This window comes from Pseudomonas sp. FP1154 (assembly GCF_030687245.1).
Taxonomy (GTDB): Bacteria; Pseudomonadota; Gammaproteobacteria; order Pseudomonadales; family Pseudomonadaceae; genus Aquipseudomonas; species Aquipseudomonas rhizophila.
The window spans coordinates 1,295,206-1,307,553 of sequence record NZ_CP117465.1 but is presented as its reverse complement, the minus strand read 5'-3'; the positions used below and the strand labels follow the sequence as shown (position 1 = coordinate 1,307,553).

Sequence of the window (12,348 nt, the reverse complement as noted above, 5' to 3'; positions counted from 1 at the left end):
GATGCGAGGCTTTTTTGCAGCTATCGTATGGAGATATCCAGCACAAGGAGCAGGCGGGCATGCGTCAGCATTCGGTCATCCACACACCGAAATCCAGCGACTATCAGGAACTGACCCGGGTCTGGGAGGCCTCGGTACGCGCCACCCACGATTTTCTGCCGGACAGCTACATCGAACTGTTGAAGAATCTGGTGCTCACCCGTTACCTGGACGCGGTCATGCTCATCTGCACCCGGGACACTCGCCAGCGCATTACCGGTTTCGCCGGCGTCGCAGCCGGCAAGATCGAGATGCTTTTCATCGACCCGCAACACCGTGGCCAGGGCCTGGGCAAACAGCTGTTGCGTTATGCCATGGAGCACATGAACGCCGATCAGCTGGATGTCAACGAACAGAACCCGCAAGCCTTGGGTTTTTACCTCAAGCAAGGCTTCGAAGTGGTTGGCCGTTCGGCAAAGGACGGCATGAACCAGCCGTACCCGTTGCTGCACATGCGCTACAAACAGCCCGACCTGAAGGTCCAACGCGGCTAAAAGGCAAATGGACCCGCGATTAACCGGCGCCAGGCAGGTACAATGCCCACCCTCTTTTTGTTACGGCCCTGTCATGACTGACCCGATTCGTCTCTCCAAACGCCTCATCGAACTCGTCGGCTGTTCCCGTCGGGAGGCTGAGCTGTTCATCGAGGGCGGCTGGGTCACCGTGGACGGCGAAGTGATCGACGAACCGCAGTTCAAGGTCACTACCCAGAAAGTCGAACTCGACCCCGAGGCCAAGGCCACCGCGCCAGAGCCGGTCACCCTCCTGTTGAACGCCCCGGCGGGCATGGATGCAGACACGGCGATGGCGTCCCTTGGACCACAGACCCTGAGCGAAGAACACCGCTTCGGCAAGCGCCCCCTCAAGGGCCATTTTCTGCGCCTGACCGCCAGTGCCGACCTGCAGGCCAACGCCAGTGGGTTGCTGGTGTTCACCCAGGACTGGAAGATTCTGCGCAAGCTCACCGCCGACGCCGCCAAGATCGAGCAGGAGTACGTGGTGGAAGTCGAAGGCGAAATGGTCGCCCATGGCCTCAATCGCCTGAACCATGGCCTGACCTACAAAGGCAAGGAGTTGCCGGCGGTCAAGGCCAGTTGGCAGAACGAGAACCGCTTGCGCTTTGCCATGAAGAACCCGCAACCGGGGGTGATCGCGCTGTTTTGCCAGGCGGTCGGCCTCAAGGTGGTGGCCATTCGACGCATCCGCATTGGCGGCGTGTCCATCGGTAAGGTGCCCCTGGGCCAGTGGCGTTACCTGTCCACCAAAGAGAAGTTCTAGTTTCTTTTTCCGGCGCCGCACCGAGCTGCGGCGCCCACTGCCGATTGATCAGGATTGCACACATGGTTCACAACGACGTACTTCGCAGCGTGCGCTACATGCTCGACATCAGCGACAAAAAAGTCATCGAGATCATCAAGCTGGGTGGCCTGGAAGTGCCCATGGCGGATCTGGTGGGTTACCTCAAGAAAGACGAGGAAGAAGGCTTCGTGTTCTGCCCTGACGAAGTCATGGCGCATTTTCTCGACGGCCTGGTGATCTTCAAGCGCGGCAAGGACGAAAGCCGTCCACCGCAGCCAATCGAAGTGCCGGTCACCAACAACATCATCCTCAAGAAGCTGCGGGTGGCCTTCGAACTGAAGGAAGACGATATGCACGCCATCCTCAAGGCCGCGGAGTTCCCGGTATCCAAGCCGGAACTGAGCGCATTGTTCCGCAAGTTCGGTCACACCAACTACCGCCCGTGCGGTGACCAGTTACTGCGCAACTTCCTCAAGGGTCTGACGCTGCGCGTTCGCGGCTGATTTCCCGCCGAACCATGACCTACAACGTCTCCCCCATCGGCTACGTCCGCTCCTGCTTCAAGGAGAAGTTCGCCATTCCCCGTCAACCGCAACTGGCCCCGGCCGCGCGCGGTGTGCTGGAGTTGGTGGCGCCATTCGATCAGGGCGATGCGGTGCAGGGCCTGGAGCAGGTCAGCCATGTCTGGCTGCTGTTCCTGTTCCACCAGGCCCTGGAAGACAAGCCACGGCTGAAAGTGCGCCCGCCGCGTCTGGGCGGCAATAAGTCCATGGGGGTGTTCGCCACTCGTGCCACCCATCGCCCCAACGGCATCGGCCAGTCGGTGGTGAAACTGGAGCGGGTCGAAGCCGGGCGCCTGTGGATCTCGGGCATCGACTTGCTGGACGGCACCCCAGTGCTGGATATCAAACCCTACGTGCCCTACGCAGACATCATCGGCTCGGCGCACAACAACATCGCCAGCGCAGCGCCTGAGCTGATTGCGGTGCGATGGGCCAGCTCTGCCCTGCATCAGGCCCGCGACCACGCCAAGCGCCTGGAAGAACCCCTGGTGGAGCTGATCGAACAGTGCCTGGCCCAAGACCCACGTCCGGCGTACCAGATTCCTACGCCCGAACGGGAATATGGTGCGCAGTTCTGGGATCTGGATGTGCGTTGGCACTATCCGCAGCCCGGGGTGATCAAGGTGCTGGAAGTGATTCCGGCGAAATCGTAACCGCCAGAAACGAAAAAGCCCGCGCTGCCTTCTTCAGGTAGCGCGGGCTTTTTCATGGGTAACTGCAGACCGGGTTGCGGCTATCGCGAGCAGGCTCGCTCCCACCTTTGAACTTCAGTGGCCACAAGATTTGTGTTCCCACATATTCCATTGTGGGAGCGAGCCTGCTCGCGATGGCGATCGATCAACCACCGCATAAACCGAGGGTTACTTCTCTACAAACGCCCGCTCGATCAGGTAATCACCCGGCTCACGCATGCGCGGCGAAACAGTCAGGCCGAAACTGTTGAGCACTTCGCTGGTCTCGTCGAGCATGCTCGGGCTACCGCACAGCATGGCGCGGTCGTCCTGCGGGTTGATCGGCGGCAGGCCGATGTCGCGAAACAGCTTGCCGCTGCGCATCAAGTCGGTCAGGCGGCCTTCGTTCTCGAACGGTTCGCGAGTAACGGTCGGGTAGTAGATCAGTTTGTCACGCAGCGCTTCGCCAAAGAATTCGTTCTGCGGCAGGTGTTCGGTAATGAACTCGCGGTAGGCAACTTCATTGACGTAACGTACGCCGTGGCACAGGATCACTTTTTCGAAACGCTCGTAGGTTTCCGGATCCTGGATCACGCTCATGAATGGCGCCAACCCGGTGCCAGTGCTCAGCAAGTACAAATGCTTGCCAGGCTTGAGATCGTCCAGCACCAGGGTGCCGGTGGGCTTCTTGCTGATGATGATCTCGTCGCCTTCCTTCAGATGCTGCAACTGGGAAGTCAACGGGCCGTCAGGCACCTTGATGCTGAAAAATTCGAGATGCTCTTCCCAGTTCGGACTGGCGATCGAGTAAGCGCGCATAAGCGGGCGGCCGTTGGGCTGCTGCAGGCCGATCATCACGAACTGACCGTTCTCGAAGCGCAGGCCCGGATCACGGGTGCACTTGAAGCTGAACAGAGTGTCGTTCCAGTGATGAACACTGAGGACACGCTCGTGGTTCATGTTGCTCATGTACGGGGACTCCTGGGAATGATGCCTGCGTCGTTAATTTGCGCAATTGCATCGCATTCTAATGGCGGCGACAATATCTGTTAAATGAATTATTAAGATAAGGGTTATCGGTTATATCGATATGCGATTTACTCTACGTCAACTTCAAGTCTTCGTCGCCGTCGCCCAGCAAGAGAGCGTGTCCCGTGCCGCGGGCCTGCTCAATCTTTCGCAGTCGGCGGCCAGCACCTCCATCACCGAACTGGAGCGCCAGTCCAGCTGCCAATTGTTCGACCGCGCCGGCAAACGCCTGAGTCTCAATGCCTTGGGCAAACAACTGCTGCCCCAGGCGGTGGCGCTGCTGGACCAATCCAAGGAGATCGAAGACCTGCTCAACGGCAAGTCCGGTTTCGGCTCACTGGCGGTGGGCGCCACCCTGACCATCGGCAATTACCTGGCGACCTTGCTGATCGGCAGTTTCATGCAGCGTCATCCGGAAAGCCAGGTGAAGCTGCATGTGCAAAACACTGCCAATATCGTGCACCAGGTTGCTCACTATGAAATTGATCTGGGTCTAATCGAAGGCGACTGCAGCCATCCGGACATCGAGGTCCAGAGCTGGGTCGAGGATGAACTGGTGGTGTTTTGCGCCCCTCAACATCCGCTGGCCAAACGCGGCCAGGCGACCATGGAGGAACTGACCCATGAGGCGTGGATTCTGCGGGAGCAAGGTTCCGGCACCCGCCTGACCTTCGACCAGGCCATGCGTCACCATCGCAGTGCGCTGAACGTGCGTCTGGAACTGGAACACACCGAAGCCATCAAGCGAGCCGTGGAATCGGGCCTGGGGATTGGCTGCATTTCACGCTTGGCCCTGCGTGACGCCTTCCGGCGCGGCAGTCTCGTAGCCGTGGAAACCCCGGACATGGACCTGGCCCGGCAGTTTTATTTCATCTGGCACAAACAAAAATACCAGACGTCGGCCATGCGCGAATTCCTCGAGCTGTGCCGGGCATTCACCGCTGGCGTGCAGCGCAGCGACGAAATCGTCCTGCCCCCCATTGCCTGAGCGCCGGGGCACTAGAGCAAAATCAGGCCCCACACCAAGGCAATCATGCTCAAAGCAACGAACTGAGCGGCACTGCCCATGTCCTTGGCATTTTTCGACAACGGGTGCAGCTCCAGGGAAATGCGGTCGATGGCCGCCTCCACCGCCGAGTTGAGCAACTCCACGATCAATGCCAGCAGGCAGACCGCAATCAGTAGCGCCTGCTCGACACGGCTGACATTCAGGAAGAACGACAACGGAATCAGGATGACGTCGAGCAAGACCAACTGACGAAACGCGGCTTCACCGACGAAGGCCGCGCGCAGGCCGTCCAGAGAATAGCCGGAGGCGTTGAGGATGCGTTTCAGGCCGGTTTGGCCTTTAAAAGGCGACATAAGTGGGCAACTGATCAAAAGGGGTGGAGAAGCTAATTCAAACCCGGTCAAAAAAGCGTGAACAAAACGCTACGATTGCGGTGAAATGGACTCAAGTTGCTGCAGCAGCAAGGCTGCCTGGGTCCGGGTGCGCACATTCAGTTTACGAAAGATTGCAGTGACATGGGCCTTGATGGTGGCTTCGGACACGTTCAACTCATAGGCAATCTGCTTGTTCAGCAGACCTTCACACACCATGGTCAACACGCGGAACTGCTGCGGAGTGAGGCTGGCCAGCCCTTCGCTGGCGGCCTTGGCTTCGTCGGACACGCTCACAGCTTCGAATGCCTGGGGAGGCCAGGACACATCGCCATCCAGGACCGCCTTGACGGCTACCTGGATCATCTCAAGGGAACTGGATTTAGGAATGAAACCACTGGCGCCGAACTCCCGGGCCTTGACCATCACCGAAGCTTCTTCCTGGGCCGATACCATCACCACAGGAATTTGCGGGTATTGGCCGCGCAGCAAGACCAGCCCGGAAAAACCATAAGCGCCCGGCATGTTCAGATCCAGCAGCACAAGATCCCAATCGGCCTTTTCAGTCAGCCGGGCCTCGAGTTCCGCAATACTGGCCACTTCCGTGAGTCGGACATCGGGGCCCAGCCCCATGGTCACCGCCTGATGTAACGCGCTGCGAAAGAGCGGATGGTCATCGGCTATCAGGATTTCGTATGTGGCCATTTTTCAAATGATCCTGTTTTTAATGGCAGGCCTGATGCACTCACGCCTTGCCCAAGCAACTCAAGATACCGACATGCCGCGGCATCAAAGGGGTACGTTCAACGCCAACACGTAAAAACACGGCGTTTCAAACCTTGGCCGTACCCTAATCGGCGCCAAGCATGCCCAGCGAAACCGGGGTGGTCAAGCAGCACGGCCGCTACCGTGTTCAGTATGGGCCACTATTAAGCCAACACTGGCTGCGCCGTACGAATAAAGGGCTGCAACTCAGCGTGGGCCGCAGTGGACACATCCACCTCCTGCTGTCGTTTGGCACCCAGGTAATGCTGGCTGAACACATCGAAATAGGCATCCAGGGCCGAGGCAGCGTCACTGTCCCCAGCCAGTTCCAGACACAACGCCGCCACTTCGGCGGTGCACAGATGCTCGCTGCGAGTCGAGCGGCGCAAGCGGTAGCGCGACAGCCTGTCGGGCAACAGGCTCAGAATCGGCAAACGGTCGAAATACGGGCTTTTACGGAAAATCTTGCGCGCCTCGGTCCAGGTCGCATCCAGCAGAATGAACAACGGACGCTTGCCCTGATCGAGGTTGACGGTATGTGTGACCCGCGATGGTTCGACATACTCACCGGGAAACACCAGATATGGCTGCCATTGCGGGTCGTTGAGCAGCGCCAGCAGTTGTTCGTCGACGTCGGTGCGTGACCAGATGAACGCGTGATTGTCGCGCACTACGTCAGCAATCAGCCAACCCGTGTTGCTCGGCTTGAACACTTCCTTGTTGGTCATGATCAGGCAGACACCCGAACGAGCCTCGACGCTCGGACGCCAGGCGCACAGGCAATGGCTCTCGATCACCCGGCAGGCGCTGCAACGGGGCGCGCGCCAGCCACGGGCCTGAATCGGCTTGATACCTTCATCGATGCGCAGGTCGCGCAGACGGGCTACGGCGTTAGGGGCATGGTTCATCGCAGGCGACGCCGACAGGCAGGGAAAATCGACACGAACAAGACTCGGCAGGATAAAGGCCGGCAGTCTACCAGAGCGCGCAAACCTGTACCGTCCACCCGGCCTACCCTATAATTCGCCACCACTGAACGCACAGCCATGTGACCGGTCGAACCACCAGTCACTGAACCAGGAGAGTTTCATGCTGCGCCTTATCGTCCCCACCGTTGCCGTGCTACTGGCGACGTCCGTCACCGCACAGGCCGCTTCGCTGAAAGAACTCGAACTGAACAAGATGCTGCGCAATGTAGCCGCGCAAAGCAGCGCCGGCACGCCCCGGGCAATCAACGAGGACATTCTCGACCAGGGCTACACCGTAGAAGGCACTGAGCTGATCAATCATCTGAGCGTGCAAAGCAGCCATGCCCAGAAAATGCGGGCCGACCCCAAGGCCGTCTATTTCCAGCTGGGTGCCACCGTGTGTACCAACCCAGGCTTGCGCAAATTGATGGCCCAGGGCGCGACCATGCGCTACGAGTTCACCGAAGTTAAGACCAATCGCCCCATTGCGACTGAGCGCTTCCAGGAATCCGACTGCCCGAAACCGGCCAAGACCAAAAAATAATCAACCCGAACTGGCGCGCCGCTGCTCATCGTCGGCGCGCAGTTCCGCCACCAGCGCCTGCAGGTAGCGCGAGCGCCATGCTCGACCTTCCAACCGGCGACAGCACTCCTCCTCGAGGCTTACCCGATTAGCATGAGCCGCTTCCAACAGCGTCAGGTACAACTGCTTGTCGAGCTCCAACGTCACTCTGATCATCAGTCCCGCCTCCATGCCCGATCCACTTCAATCCATCGCGCAGCGTCCAGTCCTGGACGCGCCATAGCATTGAATGCTTGCTAATCAGTTAATCAGAGCGGCGCGCACCTAGTTGGCAATCTGACGAGCGGCATGACATTTGAGCGGTTGCCAACGATGTTTTTTGAGCGCCATGATCAAGACAGCGAAGATCCGCGCGAGGGACTAGATTCAAAAGTATCTCTTTGCTTCAGGCAGAACGAGGCTGCCCTACCGACACCTTTGCGCGTGACAGTTCTTTCATACAAGGGAAACGCAGAACCCGCAGGATGGCTTGGTCGCCTGTCGCACGCCGCGTCGAACCAGGTCGAACGTCCAGGCACGGTCCTGGGCTGACAACGACACACGGAGTGTCGTGGCCCTGACGAATCTCTCGTTCGGGCTGGGGTTTTGCCAAGAAGGAGAAGCTGAATGCCTTACAAACCGAATGACTTGCTGAGTCGTCATTTTGAGAACCATGGACACGACCTCACCCGCAAGGTCGAAGAGCAACTCAACCTGGTCTCCCCCAACAGCCCGAACCTCCCCATCTACCGAGACATGATCCTGACCGTCCTGCGCATGGCCCAGGAAGATCACAACCGCTGGAATGCCAAGATCACGCTGCAGGCCTTGCGAGAACTGGAGCACGCTTTTCGCACACTCGAACAATTCAAGGGCCGACGCAAGGTCACGGTCTTCGGTTCGGCCCGAACGCCCATCGAACATCCGCTGTACGGCCTGGCCCGGGAACTGGGGGCGGAGTTGGCACGCTCGGACATGATGGTCATCACTGGCGCCGGCGGTGGCATCATGGCGGCCGCCCATGAAGGCGCTGGCCGGGACCACAGCCTGGGTTTCAACATCACCTTGCCTTTCGAACAGCATGCGAATCCGACCGTTGACGGCACGCAGAATCTGCTGCCGTTCCACTTCTTCTTCACCCGTAAGCTGTTCTTCGTCAAAGAGGCCGACGCGCTGGTGCTCTGCCCGGGCGGTTTCGGCACCCTCGATGAAGCGTTGGAAGTCCTGACGTTGGTGCAAACCGGTAAAAGCCCGCTGGTGCCGGTGGTGCTGCTGGACGTGCCGGGGGGCAAGTTCTGGCAAGGCGCCCTGCACTTCATCCGTGAGCAACTGGAAGAAAACCGCTACATCCTGCCCACCGATATGAAGTTGATGCGCCTGGTGTACAGCGCTCAAGAGGCAGTAGAGGAGATCAATCAGTTTTACAGCAACTTCCACTCCAGCCGCTGGCTCAAACATCAATTCGTAATCCGTATGAATCACAAGCTGAACGAGCAGGCCCTTGGGCATTTGCAGGCGGAGTTTGCCGACCTGTGCCTCAACGATTGTTTTCATCAACACGCCTACGCCGGCGAGGAACACGACGAGGCCCGTTTCAGCCATCTGACCCGACTGGCCTTTACCTTCAATGCCCGCGATCACGGTCGTTTGAGGGAACTGGTGGATTACATCAACCTGTCGGAAAACTGGGCCCAGCCCACCACCAAGGTCCAACCCCTCACCTGGGAGCCGATCAAGGTGACCTGAGTCCATAAAAAAACGGCCCGCTATCAAAATAGCGGGCCGTTGTTGTTTAGTCGTCCATGCCGCGACCGCTGAATAAACGGTTGATCATTTCCATGGAATATCCTCGATATGCCAGGAAACGTCCTTGCTTGGCTCGCTCCCTAGCATCGATGGGCAGATGCCCTGAGAACTTGCGGCGCCAGGTGTCCGTCAGTTGCGCCTGCCAATCGATACCGCTTTCGCGCAAGGCCAGTTCGATATCCGGGCGCTGCAAGCCACGCTGACCGAGTTCCTCACGAATTCGCAAGGGGCCGTATCCAGAGCGAGCGCGATAAGAGACAAAGCTCTCAAGGTAACGAGACTCCGACAACAAGCCCTCTTCCGTCAAACGGTCGAGGGCCGTGTCGATCAACTCATCTGGAGCGCCGCGCTGACGCAGCTTACGCGTCAGCTCGACTCGACCGTGCTCGCGCCTGGCGAGCAGGTCCATCGCGGTTCGCCGCACCGCGACGAGGTTATCGAGTACGACGGTCATCGAATCGATCAGATGTCAGCGTCAGCCAGGTCGTCTGCAGTCTCGCGGTTAGCCACCGACTTGACGTCCGCAACTGGGCTCAGAAGCTTGTCACGCAGTTGCTTCTCGAGGGTTGCTGCAATTTCCGGGTTATCCGCCAGGAACTTGGCCGAGTTGGCCTTGCCCTGACCGATCTTGGTGCCGTTGTAGGCATACCAGGCGCCGGATTTTTCGACGAAACCGTGCAACACACCCAGGTCGATCATCTCGCCATTAAGGTAGATACCCTTGCCGTAAAGAATCTGGAACTCCGCCTGACGGAACGGCGAAGCGACCTTGTTCTTCACAACCTTGACGCGAGTTTCACTGCCGACAACCTCATCGCCTTCTTTCACGGCGCCGGTGCGGCGGATATCCAGACGAACCGAAGCGTAGAACTTCAGCGCGTTACCACCGGTGGTGGTTTCCGGGCTGCCGAACATCACGCCGATCTTCATGCGGATCTGGTTGATGAAGATCACCAGGCAGTTGGCGTTCTTGATGTTACCGGTGATCTTGCGCAGGGCCTGGGACATCAGACGAGCCTGGAGGCCCACGTGCATGTCGCCCATTTCACCTTCGATTTCCGCTTTTGGTACCAGTGCAGCCACGGAGTCGACGATGATCACGTCAACGGCGTTGGAACGCACCAGCATGTCGGTGATTTCCAGGGCCTGTTCACCGGTGTCCGGCTGGGAAACCAGCAGGTCATCGACGTTGACGCCCAGCTTGCCGGCATATTCCGGGTCCAGGGCGTGTTCGGCATCGACGAAGGCGCAGGTCGCACCGGCTTTTTGAGCCTGGGCGATCACGGACAGGGTCAGCGTGGTTTTACCGGAAGATTCAGGACCATAGATTTCAACGATACGGCCTTTTGGCAGGCCGCCGATGCCAAGCGCAATGTCCAGGCCCAGGGAGCCGGTGGAGATGGAAGGAATAGCCTGACGGTCCTGATCGCCCATACGCATTACGGCACCCTTGCCGAATTGACGTTCGATCTGACCCAAGGCCGCAGCCAAGGCTTTCTTCTTGTTGTCGTCCATTAAAGTCCTCACGTAATCAATAAGGCCTGACGGCCAACACCTGTATAAGTAGCCAGTATTATTCCACAGCGATTACAGATCGCCTACCCCTGATTTGAGATTTCTACAGCGGCATGTTGCAACAGCCCCTCTAGCGCGGCCTTCACCGTTTGTCGGCGGACCTCGTCGCGGTTACCCGGGAAGAATCGCTGCTCACTGATGACCGTCTCGCCAACGCCCCAGGCCAGCCATACAGTGCCCACTGGTTTGTTCGGCGTACCACCATCGGGGCCGGCCACGCCGCTGACCGCCACGGCAAAACGCGCCAGGCTTTTTTGCTGCGCGCCCCGCACCATTGCCTCGACCACCTCGCGACTGACCGCCCCCACCGTTGCGAACAGCTCGGCCGGCACACCCAGCTGCTGAGTCTTCTGGCGGTTGGAATAGGTGACATAACCCGCCTCGAACCACGCCGAACTCCCGGGAATGCGGGTGATCGCCTCGGCAATCCCGCCTCCGGTACAGGATTCGGCCGTGCTCACATGGGCATTGACCCGCTGCAGGCGTCGGCCCAGTTCAGCGGCCAATTCGGTAATGTCGTCCATGATGCTCTCCTGATTCGATGCAAGGGCCCTACCGTACACGAGCATTCCAGGCTTGCAAGGCTCGCCGGATCAGCGCCCCAATGCCCTGACGTACGCCTGACAGGCCTGCAGAGCGATCAATCCGCGATCCCCTTCGTCGGTGATGGCGATAATTCGTTGAGCATGCGCCGGGTCAAGTCGGGCGCGTGGGGGGCCATGATCCACGCCGCCGGCGCTGGCGGTGGCAGGCACTGCACAACCGGCGGCAACATCGTCGGCGTCGAGGAGGACTGACAGCCGGACATCGGCAGTAGCAAGACGATCGCGCAAGCGATCCTGATCACGTTGGGCATCGCTCAAGGCTCGGTAATGGGATTGTTCGCTGGCGGAGAGTTGTTGTTCCAGGGCTAGGCGCTTGTCTTGCTCGGCCTTCTGTTGAATCGCTGCTGCCTGGGTGATTTGATTCAGCGTCTGCGCCTGGACCTGGGCCGCTTGCGCCAGTTTCCGGTCATAACGCCACGCCTGGACTTGCCAGGCCAACACCGCCGGGCCGCCGGCCACCAACGCCAGCAACACAGCGACGCCAAGGGTGCGGGAAGAAAATGGCATCAGGTCGAAGGCTGACATAACACCGCCCTCGCCCGCGCCCAGAGTTGCAGACGATCCTGCAAGCCATTCAAACCGCCGTTGATACGGCGGGTGATGGTGTTGAACTGATCACGGTCGGCCAGTTCGTTCAAACCGTTCTGATTCCAGAACCAGGCGGCAGACTCAGCCGCCCATTGCGGTTGCTCCAGCAGTTGCGGCAACGCCAACAGTCGTTCATCGCCGAACAAACCCAGGCTGCAACGCCGATAATTGTCACGCCCGGTAATCTGAATCAGGCCGCGACCACGATATTGCTGACCGTCACCGTCGGCCTGGGGCGTATTGCCCAAGCGAACGGCCAACGATCCCGTGTCGTACCTGCTGAGATATTGATCACTGCCAAGTTCGCGCACGTAGCGCAATTGCCCTGATTCATGGCCAACCTGGGCCAGAAACGCGGCCATGCGTTTGGGTGTGTCGACACGATGGCGCGACATCGCGGTGTTTAGCGCGGAAACAAAAACGCCCGCTTGGGCGCGGGCGTTGGGCATGATGTTGATGAGTTGCTGTTGGGTAACTTCCATAGATCAGTTCATCGAA

The 12,348-nt window shown here is 59.1% G+C and carries 17 protein-coding genes; 7 read left to right on the top strand and 10 right to left on the bottom strand.

What is annotated here, in order from left to right; genetic code table 11:
- The first annotated feature begins 59 nt into the window (after window positions 1–59).
- The 4 genes from PSH91_RS05945 to tsaA all read left to right on the top strand — a co-directional run bounded on the left by PSH91_RS05945 (window position 60) and on the right by tsaA (window position 2,554).
- Window positions 60–533, top strand: a complete 474-nt coding sequence (locus PSH91_RS05945) for a GNAT family N-acetyltransferase (RefSeq protein WP_047230035.1) — start codon at window positions 60–62, stop codon at window positions 531–533.
- Window positions 534–606: 73 nt separating this feature from the next.
- Window positions 607–1,317, top strand: coding sequence for an rRNA pseudouridine synthase (locus PSH91_RS05940; protein WP_047230034.1), 711 nt, complete (start codon window positions 607–609; stop codon window positions 1,315–1,317).
- Window positions 1,318–1,379: 62 nt separating this feature from the next.
- Complete coding sequence (locus tag PSH91_RS05935) at window positions 1,380–1,841, top strand: DUF1456 family protein (RefSeq protein WP_047230033.1); 462 nt, start codon at window positions 1,380–1,382, stop codon at window positions 1,839–1,841.
- Between the two features lie 14 nt (window positions 1,842–1,855).
- A complete protein-coding gene (tsaA, locus tag PSH91_RS05930) occupies window positions 1,856–2,554 on the top strand; it encodes a tRNA (N6-threonylcarbamoyladenosine(37)-N6)-methyltransferase TrmO (protein ID WP_047230032.1) in 699 nt (232 codons plus the stop codon).
- Window positions 2,555–2,761: 207 nt separating this feature from the next.
- Here the strand turns inward: tsaA and fpr are convergent, their stop codons facing one another.
- A complete protein-coding gene (gene fpr / locus PSH91_RS05925; RefSeq protein WP_003184787.1) occupies window positions 2,762–3,541 on the bottom strand; it encodes a ferredoxin-NADP reductase in 780 nt (259 codons plus the stop codon).
- A gap of 121 nt (window positions 3,542–3,662) precedes the next feature.
- Between fpr and PSH91_RS05920 the strand changes: the two genes are divergently transcribed.
- Complete coding sequence (locus PSH91_RS05920) at window positions 3,663–4,589, top strand: LysR family transcriptional regulator (RefSeq protein ID WP_047230031.1); 927 nt, start codon at window positions 3,663–3,665, stop codon at window positions 4,587–4,589.
- Window positions 4,590–4,600: 11 nt separating this feature from the next.
- Here the strand turns inward: PSH91_RS05920 and PSH91_RS05915 are convergent, their stop codons facing one another.
- From PSH91_RS05915 to PSH91_RS05905, 3 genes are all read right to left on the bottom strand, one after another.
- A complete protein-coding gene (locus PSH91_RS05915; RefSeq protein ID WP_047230030.1) occupies window positions 4,601–4,963 on the bottom strand; it encodes a diacylglycerol kinase in 363 nt (120 codons plus the stop codon).
- 69 nt (window positions 4,964–5,032) lie between these two features.
- Entirely contained in the window at window positions 5,033–5,686 is a 654-nt protein-coding gene (gene erdR / locus PSH91_RS05910) for a response regulator transcription factor ErdR (RefSeq protein ID WP_047230029.1), read from the bottom strand.
- A 224-nt stretch (window positions 5,687–5,910) separates the two neighbouring features.
- Window positions 5,911–6,654, bottom strand: a complete 744-nt coding sequence (locus PSH91_RS05905) for a tRNA-uridine aminocarboxypropyltransferase (protein ID WP_305467587.1) — start codon at window positions 6,652–6,654, stop codon at window positions 5,911–5,913.
- 181 nt (window positions 6,655–6,835) lie between these two features.
- On the opposite strand from PSH91_RS05905, the gene PSH91_RS05900 reads away from it, so the two are divergent.
- The gene (locus PSH91_RS05900) at window positions 6,836–7,258 is read left to right on the top strand and encodes a PA3611 family quorum-sensing-regulated virulence factor (RefSeq protein WP_047230027.1); all 423 of its coding nucleotides are present in this window, start codon (window positions 6,836–6,838) and stop codon (window positions 7,256–7,258) included.
- On the opposite strand, the gene PSH91_RS05895 is transcribed toward PSH91_RS05900, so the two are convergent.
- Window positions 7,259–7,453, bottom strand: a complete 195-nt coding sequence (locus PSH91_RS05895) for a hypothetical protein (protein WP_047230026.1) — start codon at window positions 7,451–7,453, stop codon at window positions 7,259–7,261.
- 450 nt (window positions 7,454–7,903) lie between these two features.
- On the opposite strand from PSH91_RS05895, the gene PSH91_RS05890 reads away from it, so the two are divergent.
- The gene (locus PSH91_RS05890) at window positions 7,904–9,022 is read left to right on the top strand and encodes a TIGR00730 family Rossman fold protein (RefSeq protein WP_274090923.1); all 1,119 of its coding nucleotides are present in this window, start codon (window positions 7,904–7,906) and stop codon (window positions 9,020–9,022) included.
- A 46-nt stretch (window positions 9,023–9,068) separates the two neighbouring features.
- Here PSH91_RS05890 and recX read toward each other — a convergent pair whose 3' ends face one another.
- The 5 genes from recX to PSH91_RS05865 form a co-directional block, all read right to left on the bottom strand.
- Window positions 9,069–9,536 (bottom strand): recombination regulator RecX, encoded by a 468-nt coding sequence (recX, locus tag PSH91_RS05885; RefSeq protein WP_047230024.1) that lies wholly within the window; start codon window positions 9,534–9,536, stop codon window positions 9,069–9,071.
- An 8-nt stretch (window positions 9,537–9,544) separates the two neighbouring features.
- Window positions 9,545–10,597: a recombinase RecA gene (gene recA, locus PSH91_RS05880; protein ID WP_047230023.1), complete on the bottom strand. Its 1,053-nt coding sequence runs from the start codon at window positions 10,595–10,597 to the stop codon at window positions 9,545–9,547.
- 83 nt (window positions 10,598–10,680) lie between these two features.
- Complete coding sequence (locus tag PSH91_RS05875; protein WP_047230022.1) at window positions 10,681–11,181, bottom strand: CinA family protein; 501 nt, start codon at window positions 11,179–11,181, stop codon at window positions 10,681–10,683.
- A 69-nt stretch (window positions 11,182–11,250) separates the two neighbouring features.
- Window positions 11,251–11,787, bottom strand: a complete 537-nt coding sequence (locus tag PSH91_RS05870; RefSeq protein WP_047230021.1) for a lysis system i-spanin subunit Rz — start codon at window positions 11,785–11,787, stop codon at window positions 11,251–11,253.
- Window positions 11,769–12,332: a glycoside hydrolase family 19 protein gene (locus PSH91_RS05865; protein WP_047230020.1), complete on the bottom strand. Its 564-nt coding sequence runs from the start codon at window positions 12,330–12,332 to the stop codon at window positions 11,769–11,771. The genes PSH91_RS05870 and PSH91_RS05865 overlap by 19 nt, the downstream gene beginning before the upstream one ends.
- Window positions 12,333–12,348 lie beyond the last annotated feature (16 nt).